The 21,492-nt window shown below is 67.6% G+C and carries 18 protein-coding genes; 13 read left to right on the plus strand and 5 right to left on the minus strand.

Translation table 11 applies throughout. From position 1 onward, the window contains the following. Nucleotides 1-33: 33 nt before the first annotated feature. The 4 genes from ACM6JT_RS27305 (at nt 34) to ACM6JT_RS27320 (ending at nt 4,502) form a co-directional block, all read left to right on the plus strand. Complete coding sequence (locus ACM6JT_RS27305; protein WP_217591016.1) at nt 34-1,656, plus strand: phospholipase D family protein; 1,623 nt, start codon at nt 34-36, stop codon at nt 1,654-1,656. 189 nt (nt 1,657-1,845) lie between these two features. Further along, complete coding sequence (locus ACM6JT_RS27310; RefSeq protein ID WP_414857682.1) at nt 1,846-2,619, plus strand: class II aldolase/adducin family protein; 774 nt, start codon at nt 1,846-1,848, stop codon at nt 2,617-2,619. Between the two features lie 396 nt (nt 2,620-3,015). Then, on the plus strand, nt 3,016-3,450 hold the full coding sequence (locus ACM6JT_RS27315) for a CHRD domain-containing protein (RefSeq protein ID WP_034179022.1): 435 nt from the start codon (nt 3,016-3,018) through the stop codon (nt 3,448-3,450). 89 nt (nt 3,451-3,539) lie between these two features. After that, entirely contained in the window at nt 3,540-4,502 is a 963-nt protein-coding gene (locus ACM6JT_RS27320; protein WP_034179021.1) for an alpha/beta hydrolase, read from the plus strand. Here the strand turns inward: ACM6JT_RS27320 and ACM6JT_RS27325 are convergent. After that, nucleotides 4,472-5,314, minus strand: coding sequence for an EcsC family protein (locus ACM6JT_RS27325; RefSeq protein ID WP_034179020.1), 843 nt, complete (start codon nt 5,312-5,314; stop codon nt 4,472-4,474). The two genes, ACM6JT_RS27320 and ACM6JT_RS27325, sit on opposite strands and share 31 nt — an antisense overlap. Before the next feature lie 108 nt (nt 5,315-5,422). Here ACM6JT_RS27325 and ACM6JT_RS27330 point away from each other — a divergent pair, with 108 nt between their 5' ends. Then, the gene (locus tag ACM6JT_RS27330) at nt 5,423-7,018 is read left to right on the plus strand and encodes an MDR family MFS transporter (RefSeq protein ID WP_034179019.1); all 1,596 of its coding nucleotides are present in this window, start codon (nt 5,423-5,425) and stop codon (nt 7,016-7,018) included. Between the two features lie 34 nt (nt 7,019-7,052). Next, nucleotides 7,053-7,499: a MarR family winged helix-turn-helix transcriptional regulator gene (locus ACM6JT_RS27335; protein WP_034179018.1), complete on the plus strand. Its 447-nt coding sequence runs from the start codon at nt 7,053-7,055 to the stop codon at nt 7,497-7,499. A 112-nt stretch (nt 7,500-7,611) separates the two neighbouring features. On the opposite strand, the gene ACM6JT_RS27340 is transcribed toward ACM6JT_RS27335, so the two are convergent. Beyond that, on the minus strand, nt 7,612-8,193 hold the full coding sequence (locus ACM6JT_RS27340; protein WP_034179017.1) for a DJ-1/PfpI family protein: 582 nt from the start codon (nt 8,191-8,193) through the stop codon (nt 7,612-7,614). A gap of 167 nt (nt 8,194-8,360) precedes the next feature. Further along, nucleotides 8,361-9,641 (minus strand): amino acid deaminase, encoded by a 1,281-nt coding sequence (locus tag ACM6JT_RS27345; RefSeq protein ID WP_175750286.1) that lies wholly within the window; start codon nt 9,639-9,641, stop codon nt 8,361-8,363. Nucleotides 9,642-9,760: 119 nt separating this feature from the next. On the opposite strand from ACM6JT_RS27345, the gene ACM6JT_RS27350 reads away from it, so the two are divergent. From ACM6JT_RS27350 to ACM6JT_RS27360, 3 genes are all read left to right on the plus strand, one after another. Next, the gene (locus ACM6JT_RS27350) at nt 9,761-10,699 is read left to right on the plus strand and encodes a MurR/RpiR family transcriptional regulator (protein ID WP_034179015.1); all 939 of its coding nucleotides are present in this window, start codon (nt 9,761-9,763) and stop codon (nt 10,697-10,699) included. A gap of 2 nt (nt 10,700-10,701) precedes the next feature. Continuing rightward, nucleotides 10,702-12,183: an N-acyl-D-amino-acid deacylase family protein gene (locus tag ACM6JT_RS27355; protein ID WP_414857683.1), complete on the plus strand. Its 1,482-nt coding sequence runs from the start codon at nt 10,702-10,704 to the stop codon at nt 12,181-12,183. Nucleotides 12,184-12,316: 133 nt separating this feature from the next. Then, complete coding sequence (locus ACM6JT_RS27360) at nt 12,317-12,703, plus strand: RidA family protein (RefSeq protein WP_414857684.1); 387 nt, start codon at nt 12,317-12,319, stop codon at nt 12,701-12,703. Nucleotides 12,704-12,802: 99 nt separating this feature from the next. Here the strand turns inward: ACM6JT_RS27360 and queF are convergent, their stop codons facing one another. Further along, entirely contained in the window at nt 12,803-13,627 is an 825-nt protein-coding gene (gene queF, locus ACM6JT_RS27365) for an NADPH-dependent 7-cyano-7-deazaguanine reductase QueF (protein WP_414857685.1), read from the minus strand. Nucleotides 13,628-13,639: 12 nt separating this feature from the next. Next, entirely contained in the window at nt 13,640-15,163 is a 1,524-nt protein-coding gene (ilvA, locus tag ACM6JT_RS27370; protein ID WP_414857686.1) for a threonine ammonia-lyase, biosynthetic, read from the minus strand. 578 nt (nt 15,164-15,741) lie between these two features. Here ilvA and ACM6JT_RS27375 point away from each other — a divergent pair. The 4 genes from ACM6JT_RS27375 (at nt 15,742) to ubiE (ending at nt 21,492) form a co-directional block, all read left to right on the plus strand. Beyond that, nucleotides 15,742-19,767: a DUF3683 domain-containing protein gene (locus ACM6JT_RS27375; protein ID WP_414857687.1), complete on the plus strand. Its 4,026-nt coding sequence runs from the start codon at nt 15,742-15,744 to the stop codon at nt 19,765-19,767. A gap of 87 nt (nt 19,768-19,854) precedes the next feature. Continuing rightward, on the plus strand, nt 19,855-20,298 hold the full coding sequence (locus tag ACM6JT_RS27380) for an HIT family protein (RefSeq protein WP_034179010.1): 444 nt from the start codon (nt 19,855-19,857) through the stop codon (nt 20,296-20,298). Then, complete coding sequence (locus ACM6JT_RS27385) at nt 20,295-20,708, plus strand: gamma-butyrobetaine hydroxylase-like domain-containing protein (protein ID WP_034179009.1); 414 nt, start codon at nt 20,295-20,297, stop codon at nt 20,706-20,708. Before ACM6JT_RS27380 ends, ACM6JT_RS27385 begins: the two co-directional genes overlap by 4 nt. A gap of 52 nt (nt 20,709-20,760) precedes the next feature. Next, the gene (gene ubiE, locus ACM6JT_RS27390; RefSeq protein WP_414857688.1) at nt 20,761-21,492 is read left to right on the plus strand and encodes a bifunctional demethylmenaquinone methyltransferase/2-methoxy-6-polyprenyl-1,4-benzoquinol methylase UbiE; all 732 of its coding nucleotides are present in this window, start codon (nt 20,761-20,763) and stop codon (nt 21,490-21,492) included.

Here is a 21,492-nt window from a genome sequence, read left to right on the forward strand (position 1 = left end):
CGGACCGTTGTTCCGCCAGTCGAGGAAGCTTCCGTGCTCACGTCTTTCATCCGGCGCGCGCCGGCCGCGCTGTCGTGGCGCGCCGCATGCGGCCCGGCCCGTGCGCTGGCCGTCTGCGTGCTGCTGTCGCTCGTCGCCGCGTGCGCGACGCATCCGCCCGCCACCACGCTCGATCGCCCGGTTTCCCATGCATTGCCGTCCGATGCCGCGACGCCGCTGCGCGACGCGCTGGCCGCGCCCGAGGCCGCGCATCCGGGCCAGTCGGGTTTCCGGCTGCTGGCGGACGGCGCCGAGGCGCTGCAGATGCGCATCGCGCTCGCGCGCGCCGCGACGAAGACGCTCGACATGCAGTACTACATCGCGACCGAGGACACGACCGGCAAGCTGCTGCTTGCCGCGGCGCTGTACACGGCCGATCGCGGCGTGCGTGTGCGGATGCTGGTCGACGACCTGAACTTCCGCGACATCGACCGCATCATGGCCGCGCTGAACACGCACCCGAACATCGAGATCCGCGTGTTCAACCCGTTCGGCGCGTCGCAGGGCATGGTCGAGCGCACGACCAATTTCTTCACGAGTATCGACAGCTTCACGCGCCGGATGCACAACAAGGCGATGATCGCGGACAACCGGATCGCGATCGTCGGCGGCCGCAATCTCGGCGACGAATACTTCAGCGCGAGCCCGACGCTGCAGTTCCGCGATCTCGACGTGCTCGCCGCCGGCCCCGTGACGAACGACATCTCGGCGAGCTTCGACACCTACTGGGCGAGCGCGAGCAGCTATCCGCTGCGCGTGCTGAATCATCAGTCGTTCGATCCGAAGGATCTCGACGCGATGCGCGACGAGCTGCGCAACCACTGGCGCCAGAACGCCGATCCGTACAACGCGAAGCCGCTGAACGCGACACCGCTCGCGCAGCAGATCGCGCGCAACGAGCTCGCGCTCGTGTGGGCGCCGGCCGAGTTCAAGGCCGACGCGCCCGACAAGATCGCGCAGCCGGACGACGCATACGTGAGCCCGCCGATGCGGCGCCTCGTCGAGCTGACGCGCGGCGCGCAGCAGGAATTCCTCGCGTTCTCGCCGTATTTCGTGCCGCACGACGCGGGCGTGAAGATTCTCGGCGACACGACCGCGCGCGGCGTGCGCGTCGCGATCCTGACGAATTCGCTCGCCGCGACCGACGCGGTGGCCGTGCAGGCCGGCTACGGGCCGTACCGCGTGCCGCTGCTGCGGCACGGCGTCGAGCTGTACGAGTTCAAGGCGCAGCCCGGCCGGCAGCGCCCGCGCCTGTTCGGGTCGCGCTCGCGCGCGAGCCTGCACGCGAAGGCGTACGTGATCGACCGGAAGATCCTCGTGATCGGCTCGATGAACCTCGATCCGCGTTCCGCGCACCTGAATACCGAGCTCGCACTCGTGATCCACAGCCCGGCGCTCGCGCAGCAGGTCGCGACGATTTTCGCGCGCGTGACGCAGCCGGACGAAAGCTATCGCGTGAGCCTCGCGACGCCGGCGGGCGGCGGCGCGCCCGAACTCGAGTGGACGGGCACGGACGACGGCCGGCCGACCACCTATCACGTCGATCCGCACGCGGGGCTGCTGCGCAACCTGATGACCGGCATCTTCACGCTGCTGCCGGTCGACGACCAGCTTTAGGGCCAGCGCAGGCCTGTCATTGGCGTGAACGGGCCCCAAGAGGACGGAAGCGCCCCGGCTAAACCCGCGTTACCGGTGCGCGGGGAAAGGTGATATGGTTGTGTGCGCAACGATCGTGGCAGCGTGACGATGGCGCCGGACGGCCCGTGCCACGCGCACCGCGCACACCCGCAACCGGAGTTCCCCCCCATGCAACGTGTCACGAACCAGCCGTTCACGCGTCCCGCCCGCTTCTCCGAAGCCGAATGGCAGGCGCGCGTGCAGCTCGCGGCGGCCTACCGCATCTTCGATCATCTCGGCTGGACCGAGCTGATCTACAACCATATCTCGCTGCGCGTGCCGGGCGAGGACGGGCATTTCCTGATCAACCCGTTCGGGCTCCATTACCGCGAGGTGTGCGCGTCGAACCTCGTGAAGATCGACATCGACGGCAACGTGATCGGCCCTTCCGACTGGCCGATCAATCCGGCCGGCTTCACGTTCCACAGCGCGATCCATGCGGCGCTGCCCGACGCGCACTGCGTGATGCACGTGCACACGACGCCCGCGATGGCCGTGTGCTGTTCGCGCGACGGGCTGTCGTTCTCGAATTTCTATTCGGCGCAGTTGTACGGGAAGATCGCGTATCACGACTTCGAGGGCATCACCGTGCATCTGGAGGAGGGGCGGCGCATCGTCGAGAGCGCGGGCGGGCGGCCCGTGCTGCTGTTGCGCAACCACGGACCGGTGACGATCGGCGCGACGCTCGCGCAGACGTTCTCGCTGATGTGGCTGCTCAACCGCGCGTGCGAGGTGCAGGTTGCCACGCACGCGATCGGCGGCGCGCTGCCGATCGCGCCGCAGGTGCTCGAAGCGTGCGTGCGGGATTCGCTGAATTTCGACCCGAAGCATGGCGCGGGGCAGGACGCGTTCGACGCGCTGCAGCGCATCGTCGATCGCATCGATCCCGGCTATCGCGCGTGACAGCGAAGTGCTGTCGTGCCGCGAGCGGTGGCGGACTCGCTTCGTCATGCTCGAGACGGAGCGAACCGGATCCGGCCACATACGCAAAAAAAACGCGGCCGGGTGGCCGCGTGAATACTCGCAGACTCCTTCGGACGAAGGAAACAAGCAACTGTGAGACGAAGTGTAGCGAAAGGCTGGGCGCGGATTCAGGCGTCAGGCTGCAAAGGTCTCTTCCAGGTTGACGCAAACTGACGCGATGCGTCGCGCGAGAGGGCCTGCCGTGCGCGGCGCGCCGATGGGCTGCGGCGATTCGCGGCATGGCCGTTCGGAGGACTCCCGGATCGGCGGCGATCGACTACCATCATGTGTAGCGCTCCCGTTCGGGCGGCGTACAACGTCGTGCAAGGAGAGTCCATGCTCAAGCTGCGTTTGCTCCAGGTCGCGTTACTCGCGGGCGTGCTGGCCGCCGGCAGCGCCGCTGCCGAAACGGTGCGCCTGTCCGCCAGTCTCCAGCCGTCGAGCGAAGTGCCGCCGACGGCGACCAAGGGTTCGGGCGCCGTCGACGCCACTTACGACACGGCCAGCCGCACGCTGCAATGGATGGTGACTTACGAACACCTCACCGGCCCGGCGACGGCCGCGCACTTCCACGGGCCCGCGCCGGTCGGCCAGAACGCCGGCGTGCAGGTGCCGATTCCTAAGGACGAGCTCGCGAGCCCGATCAAGGGCTCGAAGGTGCTGACCGACGCGCAGGTCATCGACCTGATGGGCGGCAAGTGGTATTTCAACGTCCATACGAAGGAGCATCCGTCCGGCGAGATCCGCGGCCAGCTGATGCCGGCGAACTGAGCGCCGGCGTTTGATATAGAGCCTCCGTTCGAGCGGCGCGGGAACGATCGCACGTACCATCGTCACACTGTGATTACGGAGTGCGTCCGATGAGTTGGCAAAGCAAGTTCGCCTGCTGGCTGCTGCGCTGGCAGTTCCGTCCCGAGACCACGCGCGAGGTGCTCGATCCCGCCCGCGCACGGCGCTTTACCGACCTGCGGATGGTCGTGCCGCGCCGCGCGCCGTCGGGCTACCGGCTGCGCCAGTGCTACGGCGCGAGCGACGCGCCGCTGCGCGGCGAATGGCTCGAACGCACCGACGCGGGCGTGGCTCGCGCGCCCGGCCGCACGCTGCTGTACTTCCACGGCGGCGGCTATTACTTCTGTTCGACGAAGACTCACCGGCCGCTCGTGTTCGGCCTGACGAAGCGCGCGGGCGTGCGCTCGTTCTCGCTCGACTACCGGCTCGCGCCCGAAAACCGCTTCCCGGCCGCGCTCGACGATGCGCTGGCCGCGTACCGGCAACTGCTGGCGCTCGGCACGCCGCCCGAGTCGATCGTGCTCGGCGGCGATTCGGCCGGCGGCGGCCTCGCGCTCGCGACGCTCGTCGCGCTGCGCGATCGCGGCGAGCCGTTGCCGGCCGGCGCGATCCTGTTTTCGCCGTGGACCGACCTGGCCGGCACGGGCGATACGATGCGCACCAACGACGGCGCCGATCCGATGTTCGCCGGCGCCGCGCTGCCGAAGGCCGCGAAGCTGTACCTCGGCGACGAGCCGGCGACGAATCCGTACGCATCGCCGCTCTATGCGGATTTCGCGGGCCTGCCGCCGCTGTATATCCAGGTCGGCAGCACCGAGGTGCTGCTGGACGATTCGCGCCGTGTCGCGGAGAAGGCGAAGGCGGCCGGCGTGCCGGTCGAGATCGAGGTGTGGCCGGACATGCCGCACGTGTGGCAGCTTTACGCGCCGATGGTGCCGGAAGCGCGCGATGCGCTCGATCGCGCGGCCGCGTTCCTGCGCCGCGTCGCGGTCGAACGCGCGGTTCAGCGCGTCGGCGAGGCGTCGATCGCCTGATAGGCGGCCTGGACGGCCGCCGGGCCGTACTTGCGCTCGAGCCGGCGCACGGTGAAGTGGCCGTGCGCCATCTGCTGGAAGTGGTCGATGAACAGCGTGTTGACGGTCGCGCCGAGCACGGCGCCGATCGCCGGGATCGACTTCGCGGCCATCTGCTCGGTCACCTGCACCGAGAACCGCGATGCCACCGTCTGTACCAGCTTGAACACCGCCGCCGAGCTGTGCGCGGCGATGCCTTTCGTCGTGATGTCGGACGACGCCTTCGAGATCGCCTGCGCGAGCGCGCCGCGCAGCACGAAATAGCCGAGATCGGCGTCCTCTTCCTGCTTGTCCGGGTTGCCGCCCATGCCGAGCACGGCCAGGCATTGCAACTGTGTGTCCACCGACGCGAGATCCTCGCCCTCGCTGCGCGCGATGTCGCATACCGAGCGGAAGATCAGCGTGGTCGTCACCGGCAGCTCGACCGGCAGCGCGAGAAAGCCGAACGCACCGCCCGCCGCGCCGGTCGTCGCGACCGCGAGCTTGTGCAGCAGGTTGCTGGGTTTCTCGGGCTCGGCGTCCGGCGTCTGCGGCTTGCCGAGCGTGCGCAGCGCGATGTTCAGGCACTTGCGCAGCGCGAGCTGCGTCGCATCGTTGATCTTGCCGGTCGCGAAATCAGGCAGCCGCGCGATCATCTTCTCGACCGGCGCGCCGAGCACGCCCGTCAGCTTCATCGTCAGCGACGGGCTTTCCAGCACCTGCTTCGCGCGCCGCAGCGCGTCCCGGTCCTCCGGCGACAGCGTCGTCGCGGGCGTGATTGAAATCGGTTCCATCTTTCTCCTTGGCGGCCGGGGAGCGGTTTGACCGCCGCCGGCCTAGATTACTCCGACATGCTAGAATTTTGAGATCGTTTGACTCGTCAAAAGTTGCATCAACAAAAAATGGCCGTCCATACTGCCGCCCACCATTCGAGCGGGCAAGTCCTGCCGTTCCGCGAATCGCTACTGGCGATGATCGGGATCTCGTTCGTCACCATGCTCGTCGCGCTCGACCAGACCGTGGTCGGCACCGCGCTGCCGACCATCGTCGCCGAGTTGAGGGGCTTCGACCTGTACGCGTGGGTCGCGACTTCGTACCTGCTCAGCTCCGTGATTACCGTGCCGATCTTCGGCCGCCTCGGCGACTACTACGGCCGCAAGCCGTTCGTGATCGTGTCGATCGTCGTGTTCACCGTCGCGTCCGTGCTGTGCGGGATGGCCAACGACATGCTGACCCTCGTGCTCGCGCGCGGCCTGCAGGGGATCGGCGGCGGAATGCTGGTCGGCACTGCGTTCGCGTGCATTCCCGACCTGTTCCCCGATTCGGTCGTGCGGCTGCGCTGGCAGGTGCTGATGAGCTCGGCCTTCGGCATCGCGAACGCGGTCGGCCCGTCGCTCGGCGGCGTGCTGACCCAGTCGTTCGGCTGGCGCTCGGTGTTCTACGTGAACCTGCCGGTCGGCCTGCTGTCGCTGCTGTTCGTATGGCGCTACCTGCCGCACCTGCGCCACGTCGAGCACGATCGCAAGATGCGGCTCGACTGGCCGGGCGCGCTGCTGATCGCGCTGTCGCTCGGCGCGCTGCAACTGTTCGTCGAATGGCTGCCGAAGTACGGCGTCGCGAGCTGGGCGTCGCTGCTGCTCGTCGTCGCGGTCGCGGCCGGCATCGGCCTGTGGCACTGGGAGAAGCGCTGCGCGCAGCCGATTCTGCCGTTCGACATGTTCGGCAACCGCGCGCTGTCGGCGCTGTTCGTGCTCGCGATCCTCGCCGGCTTCTCGATGTTCTCGCTGCTGTTCTACGCGCCGCTGCTGTTCCAGGGCGGCTTCGGGATGTCGCCGAAGGAGGCCGGGCTCGTGATCACGCCGCTCGTCGTGTTCATCACGATCGGCAGCATCATGAACGGCCGCGTCGTCACGCGCATCCGCAATCCGAACGCGATGCTGCACGTCGGCTTCGTGCTGTTCGCGATCGCATGCGCGGGCATCGTCGTGTCGACCCACACGACGCCGACCTGGATGCTGATGGCGCTGATGGTCGCGGGCGGCATCGGGCTCGGCTTCGTGCTGCCGAACCTCACCGTGTTCGCGCAGCAGGCGGCCGGCCGCGAGCATCTCGGCATCGCGACGGCGCTGCTGCAGTCGCTGCGGATGGTCGGCGGGATGATCGGCACCGCGCTGACGGGCACGCTCGTCAACCAGATGTATTCGGGCGGCGTGCGCAATGCACTCGCGGCCGACCATGCGACGCAGTGGCATGCGCAGCTCGCCGATCCGCAGATCCTGATCGACCGGGCGGCGCAGGGCGGTCTGGTCGCGGAGCTGACGCGCGCCGGGCATAATGGCGCGCTGCTGCTGGAAGCGGCCCGCGAATCGCTCGTCGGCGCGATTCACCTGGGCGTCGCGATGGCGGCCGTCGTCGCCGTGGTGTCGGTATGGCAGTGCCGCCGCGTGCCGCCGATCGCGCTGCGGCGCAAGATCGAGCCGCACGTCGCGGCCGATTAACGATTCAACGATTCACCGGAAACGAAATCAGCGCATGGAAGAACAGGACCGCGTCGCGATCTTGCAGCAATTCGGACGCACGTATCGCGCGTTCATGACCGCGTTCGAAGCGCACGTCGGGCAGCCGATGCCGCGCTGGCGCATCATGGTCGCGTTGCACACGATGGGCGGACATTCGTCGCAGAAGAAGCTCGTCGAAGTGCTGCGCATCGATCCGGGCGCGCTCACGCGCCAGTTGAAGTCGCTCGACGCGCTCGGCTGGATCGAGCGCGAATCCGACGCACGCGACAACCGCGTGACCAACGTGACGCTGACGGACGACGGCCGCGCCGCGTTCGACGCGTGCCTGCCGCGCCGCAAGGCGTTTCTCGAACAGACGGTGGCGCAGTTGCCGGACGACGTGCTGAATGCGCTGTCGGGCGCGCTGGCGATGCTGGAATCGCGGATCGCGGACGTCGGTTCGACGCCGGTCGCGCGCTGAAGCGCGGCGCGGGCAGGCGCGTACGCCGCGCCCGCGAACGATCGCGACCGGCAGGCGAGCACGAAATCTTGCCACCGGCCAGCGCTTCAATTCATCTCAATTCACTTCAGGTTCACAGCTCGATGCGCGTTCCCAGCAGCGCGAGGAACTGCGCGAGCCATGCCGGATGCGCGGGCCACGCGGGCGCGGTGACGAACGGCGCGTCGGTCACGGCCGCGTCGACCGGGATGTCCGCATATTCGCCGCCGGCGAGCTTCACCTCGGGCGCGCAGGCCGGGTAGGCCGAGATGCGCTTGCCGCGGATCACGTCGGCGGCCGCGAGCAGTTGCGCGGCGTGGCAGATCGCTGCGATCGGCTTGCCGGCCGCGGCGAACTCGCGCACGAGCGAAATCACCTTCGGGTCGAGTCGCAGATATTCGGGCGCACGGCCGCCCGCGATTGCGAGCGCGTCGTAGCGCGATGCATCGACGTCGTCGAACGCCGCGTTCAGCGTGAACTGGTGGCCGGGCTTCTCGGTGTAGGTCTGGTCGCCCTCGAAATCGTGGATCGCGGTCTTGATCTTGTCGCCCGCGCGCTTGCCCGGGCAGACTGCGTCGACGTGATGGCCGACGGCCTGCAGCGCCTGGAACGGCACCATCGTTTCGTAGTCTTCGGCGAAATCGCCGGTCAGGAACAGGATCTTCTTCGCGGCCATGACTTTCTCCAGTGAAGCAGCGTTGAGGGCCCGTTCGCGCCGCGTGCGGCAGACCGACGCAACGGCCGCGAGGGGCCCCGAGGACGAAAGCGCAGTGTACTCCGGCAGATTGAAGCGCGCGTGACGGCCGCCCCGCGCGAGCGGCGGGGCGGCGCGCGCAACGTGCGTCAGAAGAAGGTTTCGACCACTTCCGTCACGCGGAACTGCGGATCGAGCACGAGCACTTGGCGCCACTTGTCGAACGTCAGGCACGGGTGCGAGATGTCGAACGCGACCATGTCGCCGACCTTCACGTCGGCGCCCGGCGGGATCTGCAGGTATGCGTGCTGATCCATCATCCCGGTCACGGCCCAGCCTTCGGTGGCGGCGACGTCGCGCGGCGCGGTGTCGCGGCCCGGGCGGAAGTGGCGCGCCGGCTCGGGCAGGCCTGCATCGAATGCCGCGTCGCGCTTGCCGAGCGCGACGATCGCGCGATTCTGCTCCGGCACCGACTGCACGTACGCCCACAGCTGCAGTGCGGGCAGCAGCCCTTCGCCCATCTTGCGTGCGATCGGGTTGCGCGCGAACACGTCGGTCTGCGCCTTCTTGTAGATGCCGACGTCGTGCGTCAGATAGCAGCCCGGGCGCAGCACGACTTCCGCGAAGCCCGCGTCGGACGCCTTCGCGAATTCTTCCGCGACCACGTCGTACCACGCCGAACCGGCGCCGGACAGGATCGCCGGCGTGCGCGCGAAGCGGCCGGCGTCGGCCAGCTCGCGCGTGAGCGCGACCGCGTCCTGCAGGAACGCGCGGATCTCGCCTTCCTCCTTCAGCACGCCTTCGTAGAGTTCGATGCCGGCCAGCTTAAGCGTGTCCGGATAGCGCGCGAGCGCGGCGAGCACGGCCTCGCGCTGCGCGGCGTCGCGCACGCCCGCGCGGCCGCCCGGCACACCGAGCTCGAGCAGCACGTTCAGCGTTTTTTTCGCGTCGCCGAAGAAGCGGCCGAGCTGGTCGACGCTCTCGGCGGAATCGACGAGACAGAAGAATTCGAAGTCGGGATCGGACAGCAGCCCGGCGATGATCGTCATGTTCTGGCGGCCGACGAGCTGGTTCGCGAGCAGCACGCGTCGCACGCCGCCGTGATACGCGGCCTGCGTCTGGTGCGCGGTCGCGAGCGTGATGCCCCACGCACCGGCATCGAGCTGGCGGCGGAACAGTTGCGGCGCCATCGTCGTCTTGCCGTGCGGCGCGAACTTGACGCCATACTGCTGGACGAACGCCTGCATCCAGTTCAGGTTGTGTTCGATGCGGTCCTCGTAAAGCACGGCAGCCGGCAGGCTGACGTCTTCCGCGAGCAGGTTCCACTCGAGGCGGCCCGCGTCGCCGAGCGGCACGCTGGCGCTCGGCAGGTTGCCCAGGCCCTTGCCGAAAGGATCGATCGTCGCTTCCTGATAGTTTGTAACTTTCATGTCATCCCGCTCCATCATCACTATGCATTGCACTGAAGTTGACATGCCGATGGTACAGAAAGTAGCATCGGCGCGGTGATGTTATTTAGTAACATCAGGCTTCGAACCCTTTTCCGCAGATGAATACGCCCGCCACCCCGTCCGCTCCGCTCGCGGCCGAGCCCCATCCGGCTTCGGCCGCCCCGCCGGTCCTCGACATCGTCGCGAGGATCGCCGAATGCGCGCCCGAGCTGCGCGATGCCGAGCGCAAGGTCGCCACGTTCATCCTCGCCGATCTCGCGCGCGCCGCGCATGCGAGCATCGGCGCGCTCGCGCGCGACGCGGAGGTCAGCGTCGCGACGGTCACGCGTTTCGCGAAGGCCGTCGGCTGCCGCGACGTGCGCGAACTGAAGGTGCTCGTCGCGCAGGCGGCGGCCGTCGGCCAGCGTTTTCTGGTGCCGTCCGACGATGCGCCGACCGCCGACGCGAGCCCCGCGTCGGTCGTCTACGACGAGATCCGCGTGGCGCTCGCGCACAACCACCAGTTGCTGCGCAACACGTCGTTCGACGCGGCGGCCGATCTGCTCGCCGGCGCGAAGATGATCTACGTGTACGGGCAGGGCGGCGGCTCGACCATGCTCGCCGACGAGCTGCGCTTCCGGCTCGTGCGCTTCGGCCGGCCGGTCGCGAGCTACCAGGACAGCCTGCTGCAGCGGATGGTGTCCGCGACGCTGTCGCGCGACGCGGTCGTCGTCGCGCTGTCGGTGAGCGGGCGCGTGCCCGAGCTGCTCGAGAGCTGCCGCCTCGCGAAGCGCTACGGCGCGAAGCTGATCGCGATCACCGCGCCGGCTTCGCCGCTCGCGAAGCTCGCCGACCACCTGATCCCGGTCGTCGCGTTCGAAACCGATTTCATTTACAAGCCGTCGACGTCGCGCTACGCGATGATGATGGCGATCGACGTGCTCGTCACCGGAGTCGCGCTGCGGCTCGGCGATGCGGGCCGAGAATCGCTGCGCCGCATCAAGCATGCGCTCGATGCGCATCGCGGCGGCGGAGACCGTCAACCGGTAGGAGACTGACCATGCATTCGCATCCCGAAGCCGCCGATACGCTGATCGTCGGCGCGCAGTTGTACGACGGCACCGGCGCGCCGCCCGTCACGCGCGACGTCGCGATCCGCAACGGCGTGATCGCGGCGATCGGCAACCTGTCGAACTGGCTCGCCGAGACCGTCGTCGATGCGAACGGCCGCGCGCTCGCGCCGGGCTTCGTCGACGTGCACACGCACGACGACACGCACGTGATCCGCGCGCCGCAGATGCTGCCGAAGATCTCGCAGGGCGTGACGACCGTGATCGTCGGCAACTGCGGGATCAGCGCGTCGCCGGTGACGCTCGCGGGCGATCCGCCCGACCCGATGAACCTGCTCGGCGAGCGCGGCGCGTTCCGGTACCCGACCTTCGCCGACTACGTCGCGGCCGTGAACGACGCGCGTCCGGCCGTGAACGTCGCGGCGCTCGTCGGCCACACGGCGCTGCGCAACAACCAGATGGATCGCCTCGACCGCGCGGCGACCGACGGCGAGATCGCCGCGATGCGCACGCAGCTCGAGGAGGCGCTCGCGAACGGCGCGCTCGGCTTGTCGTCGGGCCTCGCGTACGGTTCCGCGTTCGCGGCGCCGACCGAGGAAGTGATGGCGCTCGCCGAGCCGCTCGCGAATGCGGGCGCGCTGTATACGACGCACATGCGCACCGAGTTCGACGCGATCCTCGACGCGATGGACGAGGCGTATCGCGTCGGCCGCCATGCGCAGGTGCCGGTCGTGATCTCGCACCTGAAGTGCGCGGGGCCGTCGAACTGGGGGCGCAGCACCGAAGTGCTCGAGTCGCTCGAAGGCGCGCGCCGTTACCAGCCGGTCGGCTGCGACTGCTATCCGTACAGCCGCAGCTCGTCGACGCTCGACCTGAAGCAGGTGACGGGCGACATCGACATCACGATCACGTGGTCGGAGCCGCACCCGGAAGTCGCGGGCAAGCTGCTGAAGGCGATTGCGGCCGACTGGGGCGTGACCGAGCAGGAAGCCGCGCAGCGCATCCGCCCGGCCGGTGCCGTGTACCACAACATGTCCGAGGACGACGTGCGGCGGATCCTGTCGCACCCCGCGACGATGGTCGGCTCGGACGGTCTGCCGAACGATCCGCTGCCGCACCCGCGGCTGTGGGGCGCGTTCCCGCGCGTGCTCGGCCATTACGTGCGCGACACGAACCTGCTGCCGCTCGAGGAGGCGATCCGCAAGATGACGTCGCTGTCCGCGCGCCGCTACGGGATCGCGCGGCGCGGCGAGGTGCATGTCGGCTATCACGCGGATCTCGTGCTGTTCGATCCGGCGCGCGTGATCGACGCCGCGACGTTCGAGAAGCCGCAGCAGCCCGCGCACGGGATCGATGCCGTGTGGGTGAACGGCGTGCTGACCTACGAGAACGGCCAGCCGACCGGCGAGCGCGCCGGCGGCTTCGTCGCGCGTGGCGAGCGCGTGCCGGCGAGCGCCGAAGCTGCATTCTGAGTCCGGACGCGGCGATTGTTCCGATCTTCACGCGTGTGCCGCTGCCGGCGCGCGCATCCGCAACCGAGCGTTGCACGGGATCCGGGGCGGTGCTGAAGCGCCTGCCCGGGTCGACAAAACAAGGAGTGAAACGATGAAGCGATATGGCGTAGGCGAAGCGAAGGGTACCGGCGGCCAGGTGATGCCGTTTGCGCGTGCGGTCGAGGCCGACGGCTGGCTGTACGTGTCGGGCCAGACGCCGATGGTGAACGGCGAGGTCGTCGAAGGCGGGATCGTCACGCAGTCGAAGCAGACGATCGAGAACGTGATCGCGATCCTGAAGGAAGCCGGCTACGGCCTCGAGCACGTCGTGCGCTGCGGCGTGTGGCTCGACGATGCGCGCGATTTCGCGTCGTTCAACAAGGTGTTCGTGTCGTACTTCGGCGAGCATCCGCCGGCGCGCGCATGCGTGCAGTCGAGCGTGGTCATCGACTGCAAGGTCGAGGTCGACTGCATCGCGTACAAGGCGCCGGCGAAGTAACGCGGCTGCGCTTCCCCGCGCACAGGAGAACAGCCCGTCCGGCGCGAGCCGAACGGGCTGTTCTGTTTGGGGCTCGCGTCTGCCGCTCGCCGGCCGCCGTCACTGCCGCGCAGTCCGCGCGTTGTCCGGCATCGGCTGGTTGTAGTTCGTGCGGAACGGGTTGATGTCGAGCCCGCCGCGGCGTGTGTAACGCGCATACACCGCGAGCTTCACCGGTTTGCACGCATGCAGGATGTCGAGGAAGATCCGCTCGACGCACTGCTCGTGAAAGCCCGTGTGATTGCGGAACGAGATGATGTAGCGCAGCAAGCCGGCATGATCGATCTGCGGCCCGACGTAGTGGATCTGCACGCTGCCCCAGTCGGGCTGGCCGGTGACCGGGCAGTTCGAGCGCAGCAGGTCCGACACGAGCGTCTCCTCGACCGGCGCTTCGTTCTCGGCGGCCGACAGCAGCGACGGATCGGGTTCGTACACGTCGGTGTCGAGATCGAGCCGGTCGAGCGACAGCCCGTCGAGCTCGTCCATTTCCAGCTTGCCGAAATCGTGCGCCGACACGAGTTGCACGGCGACGCTCGCGCCGCATGCGGCCGACACGTCGCGCTTCAGCGTGTCGCGCACCGTGTCGATCGAGTCGAACTTCGACTGCGCGAACGAGCCGAGATACAGCTTGAACGACTTCGATTCGACGATGTTCGGCGATTCGGCCGGCACGTAGAACGTCGCGACCGCGACCTGCGGCTTACCGCGCACGTTGAGCCACGACAGCTCGTACGCGTTCCAGATGTCGGTGCCGAAAAACGGCAGCGCCGACGCGATGCCGAGCTGCTCGCGCGCGCCCGCGCGCGGGATCGGGAACAGCAGCGACGCATCGTACTGGGCTGCGTAGACGGTGGCCTTGCCGAGCGGGGAGTGTTCGGGATTCATTGCGTGACGCCTTTACGACAGGAAGAGGCGGTAAGCCGGGTTGGCGCTCTCTTCGACATACGGATAGCCGAGTGCCGCGAGGAAGCCCTCGAACTCGGCGCGATCGGCCTGCGGCACCTGCAGCCCGACGAGGATCGAACTGTAGTCCGCGCCCTGGTTGCGGTAGTGGAACAGGCTGATGTTCCAGTCCGGCGCCATCGACGACAGGAATTTCATCAGCGCGCCCGGCCGCTCCGGGAATTCGAAGCGGAACAGGCGCTCGTCGAGCGCGAGCGGCGAGCGGCCGCCGACCATGTAGCGGATATGTTCCTTCGACAGCTCGTCGTGCGTCAGGTCGACGCTCTTGAAGCCGTGCGACTCGAAGTTCGCGGCGATTTCCGCCGATTCGCCGCGACGGCGGATCTGCACGCCGACGAAGATGTGCGCGGATTGCGCATCGGCGATCCGGTAGTTGAACTCGGTGACGTTGCGGTCGCCGACGAGCGAGCAGAAGCGCTTGAAGCTGCCGCGCTCCTCGGGGATCGTGACCGCGAATACGGCTTCGCGCGCCTCGCCGACCTCCGCGCGCTCGGCGACGAAGCGCATCCGGTCGAAGTTCATGTTCGCGCCGGACGTGACCGCGACGAGCGCCTGGTTCTCGATCCCCTCGCGTTCCGCATACAGCTTCGCGCCCGCGACCGCGAGCGCGCCGGACGGCTCGAGCACGCTGCGGGTATCCTGGAACACGTCCTTGATCGCCGCGCACAGTGCGTCGGTGTCGACGGTCACGACACCGTCCAGGTATTCGCGGCACAGCCGGAAGGTTTCCTCGCCGACGAGCTTCACCGCGGTGCCGTCCGCGAACAGGCCGACCTCGGTCAGCTCGACGCGCTCACCGGCCTTCAGCGATTGCGCCATCGCGCACGAATCCTCGGCCTGCACGCCGATCACCTTGATCTCCGGGCGCACGGCCTTCACGTATGCGGCGACACCGGACGCGAGGCCGCCGCCGCCGATCGGCACGAAGATCGCGTGGATCGGGCCCTGGTGCTGGCGCAGGATCTCCATCGCGATGGTGCCCTGGCCGGCGATCACGTAAGGATCGTCGAACGGGTGGACGAACGTGAGGCTGCGCTCTTCCTGCACCTTGACCGCATGCGCGTACGCGTCGCTGTACGACTCGCCGGCCTGGATCACCTCGACGCCCGGGCCGCCGTGCGCGCGCACCGCGTCCACTTTCACCTGCGGCGTCGTGACGGGTACGACGATCACCGCCTTGACGCCCATCCGGGCCGCCGAGAACGCGACGCCCTGCGCGTGATTGCCGGCCGACGCGGTAATCACGCCGCGCGCGAGCGCGTCGGCCGGAATGTGCGCCATTTTGTTGTACGCGCCGCGCAGCTTGAACGAGAACACCGGCTGGTTGTCCTCGCGCTTCAGGTAAACGGCATTGCGCAGCCGGGCTGACAGGTTGCGGGCGGGTTCGAGTTCCGTCTCGATCGCGACGTCGTAGACGCGCGCGGTGAGGATTTTCTTCAGGTAATCGTGGGATGCCATGGGCGCTCGCGTGCAGTGCGGAAGCAGACGGTAAAAGGTCAATGATAGCGCCAAGGGTCCGCCCGCACGCAAGCGGCATGCCGGGCGAGCGGTCGCGGGGCCGCGCGGGCGGCGCATTCGCGACGCCGGGCGTCCCGTTTTTACCGGTTTAACCGCGCGGTTACCGACCGGACGGGCGGCGAATGATCGCACGAATCCGCGCCGAACCAGGCCTGGCGCGGCTGGCGGGGATAGCCCCACGACCTGTCCGGCGTGTCACGCATGGCCCGATCATGGGTTAGAATTCCGTTTTGAATCAAGGATCGGAAGATGCAGAGGCACCCTCGGATCGCCCCGTTGAAGCCGACGCCGCGCGCAGCCAGCCCCGCGGCGGAACGGCATGCGCGCCGCGCGCGATCGTGCTGATGGTTCCGAGTGCCGCCAGGCCCTGTCGCCGGCCAGGAGGGGCGAATCAACGCCCGCTCCGGCCCCATGAAGGACAGCCGCGCGCCTGGTAACAGAACAGATTTCCCCAAGATTGCGCCCACGCGCTTGCCGACGCCCGTGCACGGGGTATCGGCCCTCCGAGTCGTCCGAACATGAACGCACCACAAGTTTTCGATCCGAATGGCGCGGCCGCCGCCGTCGCCGCCGACCCCGCGCCCCGGTTGCGCGAGATTCCCTACAACTACACGTCCTTCTCCGATCGCGAGATCGTGATCCGCCTGCTCGGCGAAGAGGCGTGGTCGGTGCTCGACGAACTGCGCGCCGAACGCCGTACGGGTCGTTCGGCACGGATGCTGTATGAAGTGCTCGGCGATATCTGGGTCGTGCGGCGCAATCCGTACCTGCAGGACGACCTGCTCGACAACCCGAAGCGCCGCGCGCTGCTGATCGAGGCGCTGAACCACCGCCTGACCGAGATCGGCAAGCGCCGCAGCGCGGATCTCACCGCGCACCGCGACGACGCGGGCCGCGAGCGCGCGTTGCGCGTCGAGATGCTCGAAGCCGCCGCGCAGCGTGCGGTCAACGAGTTCGCCGACGAATTCGAGAAAATGGCCGACCTGCGCCGCCGCGCGACCAAGGCGCTCGGCCGCTGCACGCAGAAGGACAACATCCGCTTCGACGGGCTGTCGCGCGTGTCGCACGTGACCGACGCGACCGACTGGCGCGTCGAATACCCGTTCGTCGTGCTGACGCCCGATACCGAAGCCGAGATCGCGGGCCTGATCAAGGCCTGCTTCGAGCTCGGCCTGACGGTGATTCCGCGCGGCGGCGGCACCGGCTACACGGGTGGCGCGGTGCCGCTCACGCCGTTCTCCGCGGTGATCAACACCGAGAAGCTCGAACAGCTCGGTGCGGTCGAGTTGACCGAGCTGCCGGGCGTCGCGCACAAGGTGCCGACGATCTTCTCCGGCGCGGGCGTCGTCACGCGCCGCGTGACCGAAGCGGCCGAGGCGGCCGGCTACGTGTTCGCGGTCGATCCGACCTCGCTCGACGCATCGTGCATCGGCGGCAACGTCGCGATGAACGCGGGCGGCAAGAAGGCCGTGCTGTGGGGCACCGCGCTCGACAACCTGGCCTGGTGGCGGATGGTCGACCCGGACGGCAACTGGCTCGAAGTCACGCGCCACGAGCACAACCAGGGCAAGATCCACGACATTGCGGTCGCGCGTTTCGAGCTGAAGTGGTTCGACGGCGCGTACGCGCCGGGCGAGAAGCTGCTGCGCACCGAGATGCTCGAGATCGAAGGCCGCCGGTTCCGCAAGGAAGGGCTCGGCAAGGACGTGACCGACAAGTTCCTCGCCGGCCTGCCGGGCGTGCAGAAGGAAGGCTGCGACGGGCTCATCACGTCCGCGCGCTGGGTGCTGCACAAGATGCCCGCGCATACGCGCACCGTCTGCCTCGAATTCTTCGGCCAGGCGCGCGAGGCGATCCCGAGCATCGTCGAAATCAAGGACTACCTGTTCGAGACGTCGAAGCAGGGCGGCGCGATCCTCGCGGGCCTCGAGCACCTCGACGAGCGCTACCTGCGCGCGGTCGGCTACGCGACCAAGAGCAAGCGCAATTCGTTCCCGAAGATGGTGCTGATCGGCGACATCGTCGGCGACGATGCGGATGCGGTCGCGCACGCGACGTCCGAAGTGATCCGGATGGCGAACGGCAAGAGCGGCGAGGGTTTCGTCGCGGTCAGCGCGGAGGCGCGCAAGCGCTTCTGGCTCGACCGCAGCCGCACGGCCGCGATCGCGAAGCACACGAACGCGTTCAAGATCAACGAGGACGTCGTCATCCCGCTGAACCGGATGGGCGAGTACACCGACGGCATCGAGCGGATCAACATCGAGCTGTCGCTGAAGAACAAGCTGCAGCTCGTCGACGCGCTCGAAGCGTTCTTCCGCGGCGGCAACCTGCCGCTCGGCAAGACCGACGACGCGAACGAGATCCCGAGCGCCGAGCTGCTCGAAGACCGCGTCCAGCAGGCGCTGGAGCTGCTCAAGCGCGTGCGTGCCCGCTGGGAATTCGTGCGCGACCGGCTCGACCAGCCGTTGCGCGAGGCGCAGCACTACCTCGTGCAGCTCGGCTACGAGGCGCTGGCCGAGAAGTTCGCGGATCGTGCGGACGAGCAGCCGGGCGCGACCGTGTTCCACATCACGCAGGACCGCACGGTCCGCATCTCGTGGAAGCAGGAGATCCGCGCGGAGCTGCGCGCGATCTTCAACGGCGGCGCGTTCAAGCAGATCCTCGACGAGGCGCAGGCGATCCACAAGCAGGTGCTGCGCGGCCGCGTGTTCGTCGCGCTGCACATGCACGCGGGCGACGGTAACGTCCACACGAACATCCCGGTCAACTCCGACAACTACGAGATGCTGCAGGACGCGCACGCGTCGGTTGCACGCATCATGAAGCTCGCGCGCTCGCTCGACGGCGTGATCTCCGGCGAGCACGGGATCGGCATCACGAAGCTCGAGTTCCTGACCGACGACGAGATCGCCGAATTCCGCGCGTACAAGCAGCGCGTCGACCCGAACGGCCGCTTCAACAAGGGCAAGCTGCTCGAAGGCGCCGATCTTCGCAACGCGTATACGCCGAGCTTCGGGCTGATGGGCTACGAGTCGCTGATCATGCAGCAGTCCGACATCGGCGCGATCGCCGATTCGGTGAAGGACTGCCTGCGCTGCGGCAAGTGCAAGCCGGTGTGCGCGACCCACGTGCCGCGCGCGAACCTGCTGTACAGCCCGCGCAACAAGATCCTTGCGACGTCGCTGCTGATCGAGGCGTTCCTGTACGAGGAACAGACGCGCCGCGGCGTGTCGATCAAGCACTGGGACGAGTTCAACGACGTGGCCGACCATTGCACGGTGTGCCACAAGTGCGCGACGCCGTGCCCGGTGAAGATCGACTTCGGCGACGTCACGATGAACATGCGCAACCTGTTGCGCAAGATGGGCAAGAAGAAGTTCAACCCGGGCAGCGCGGCGGGCATGTTCTTCCTGAACGCGACCAATCCGCAGACGATCAACGCCGCGCGCAGCGTGATGATGGGCGTCGGCTACAAGGTGCAGCGCTTCGCGAACGACATGCTGAAGAACGTCGTGAAGAAGCAGACGCAGCACCCGCCGGCGACCGTCGGCAAGCCGCCCGTCGTCCAGCAGGTGATCCACTTCGTCAACAAGAAGATGCCGGGCAACCTGCCGAAGAAGACGGCGCGTGCGCTGCTCGACATCGAGGACAACAAGATCGTGCCGATCATCCGCAACCCGAAAGCGACGACCGTCGATTCGGAAGCGGTGTTCTACTTCCCGGGCTGCGGCTCCGAGCGCCTGTTCTCGCAGGTCGGCCTGGCTACGCAGGCGATGCTGTGGGAAGCCGGCGTGCAGACGGTGCTGCCGCCGGGCTATCTGTGCTGCGGTTATCCGCAGCGCGGCGCGGGGCAGTACGACAAGGCCGAGAAGATCGTCACCGACAACCGCGTGCTGTTCCACCGCGTCGCGAACACGCTGAACTACCTCGACATCAAGACGGTGGTCGTGTCGTGCGGCACGTGTTACGACCAGCTCGCCGGCTATGAATTCGACAAGATCTTCCCGGGCTGCCGGATCATCGACATCCACGAGTTCCTGCTCGAGAAGGGGATGAAGCTCGACGGCGTGACGGGCACGCGCTACATGTATCACGACCCGTGCCACACGCCGATCAAGACGATGGACCCGGTCAAGCTCGTCAACGAGCTGATGGGCACGGAGAAGGACGGCTACAAGATCGAGAAGAACGACCGTTGCTGCGGCGAATCGGGCACGCTCGCGGTCACGCGCCCGGACGTGTCGACGCAGGTCCGCTTCCGCAAGGAAGAGGAAATCCGCAAGGGCGCGGCGAAGCTGCGCAGCATCCCGGTCGTCGCCGGCGATGCGCCGGCGCCGGCCGCAGCGGCCGCGAACGGCCCGGACGTGAAGATCCTGACGAGCTGCCCGTCGTGCCTGCAGGGCCTGTCGCGCTACAACGAGGATGCGAACATCGAGGCCGACTACATCGTGGTCGAGATCGCGCGCCAGGTGCTCGGCGAGAACTGGATGGCCGATTATGTCGCACGGGCGAACCATGGCGGGATCGAGCGCGTGCTGGTCTAATGCGGGCATGACGACCGCCCGACCGGGCTTGGGATGAGAGCGGGCGCCGGCGCCGATGCGCGGGCGCCCGCCCACATGGGAGCGACGATGGAATGCGTGTTTTGCCGTGAAGACGGCGGCGAGCTGCTCTGGCGGGACGACGCGCTGCGCGTCGTGCTGGCAACGGGCGAGCACGACTACCCGGGCTTCTGCCGGGTGATCTGGGGTGCGCACGTGGCTGAGTTTTCCGATCTCGGCGAGCCCGAGCGGGCACATCTGATGCGCGTGGTCTACGCGGTCGAGCGGGCCGTGCGCCGCGTGATGCAGCCGAACAAGGTGAATCTCGCGAGCCTCGGCAACATGGTGCCGCATGTGCACTGGCACGTGATCCCGCGCTTCTCGAACGACGCCCATTTCCCGCAGCCCGTGTGGGCGCCGCGCCAGCGCGGCGTGTCCGAGGCGCTGCTGCGCACGCGCGCCGCGCAGGCCTCGCTGCTGCACAATGCGGTGCGCGAGGAAATTCAACGAACGACCGATTCGAGGCAGCCATGAGCGGTTTGACTTCCACGACGCCGATTCCGTCCGGCGTCGTCGTGCACGCGGTGTCGCGCGTGCTCGAATTGCAGTACCCGAACGGCGACAGCTACCGGATTCCGTTCGAGTTGATGCGCGTCTATTCGCCGTCGGCCGAGGTGCGCGGCCACGGGCCCGGCCAGGAGACGCTGCAGACGGGCAAGCGCGAGGTGACGATCACCGCGCTCGAAGGCGTCGGCAACTATGCGCTGCAGCCGACGTTCTCCGACGGCCATTCGACCGGCATCTACTCATGGGACCTGCTGTACGAACTGGCGACGCAGCAGGACGCGCTGTGGCGCGACTATTTCGACAAACTGAAGGCGGCGGGCGCCGATCGCGACGCCCCGATGCAGGCGGCCGCGGCGCCGCACGGCCACTGCCACTGAAATCGACGGCGCCCGCTCGGCGCCGTCTTGCCATTTACTGAGGATCAACGCGATGAGCAAAACCCACTTCGGCTTCGAAAGCGTCGAGGAAAACGAAAAAGCGAAGAAAGTGGCGGGTGTGTTCCATTCGGTCGCGAGCAACTACGATCTGATGAACGACCTGATGTCGGCGGGCATGCACCGCGCGTGGAAGGCGTTCACGATCGCGCAGGTGAACGTGCGCCCCGGCTTCAAGGTGCTCGATATCGCGGCCGGCACCGGCGACCTGACCAAGTCGTTCGCGAAGGCGGCCGGGCCGACGGGCGAAGTCTGGCACACGGACATCAACGAATCGATGCTGCGCGTCGGCCGCGACCGGCTGCTCGACAAGGGCATCGTGACGCCGTCGCTGCTGTGCGACGCGGAGAAAACTCCCTTTCCGGACAACTACTTCGATGTCGTCACGGTCGCGTTCGGGCTGCGCAACATGACGCACAAGGACGCCGCGCTGGCGGAAATGCGCCGCGTGACGAAGCCCGGGGGCCGCGTGATGGTGCTGGAATTCTCGAAAGTCTGGGATCCGCTGAAAAAAGCGTACGATCTGTATTCTTTCAAAGTATTACCGTGGCTTGGCGACAAGTTCGCGAAAGATGCTGAAAGTTACCGGTACCTTGCTGAATCTATCCGGATGCACCCCGATCAGGACACGCTGAAGACGATGATGGAACAAGCGGGCCTCGATGCCGTCAAATATTACAATTTGTCAGGTGGCGTGGTAGCTTTACATATGGGAACCAAGTACTAA

It is taken from the genome of Burkholderia sp. IT-111MI5, assembly GCF_949752865.1.
In the GTDB taxonomy this organism is placed as follows: domain Bacteria; phylum Pseudomonadota; class Gammaproteobacteria; order Burkholderiales; family Burkholderiaceae; genus Burkholderia; species Burkholderia pyrrocinia_C.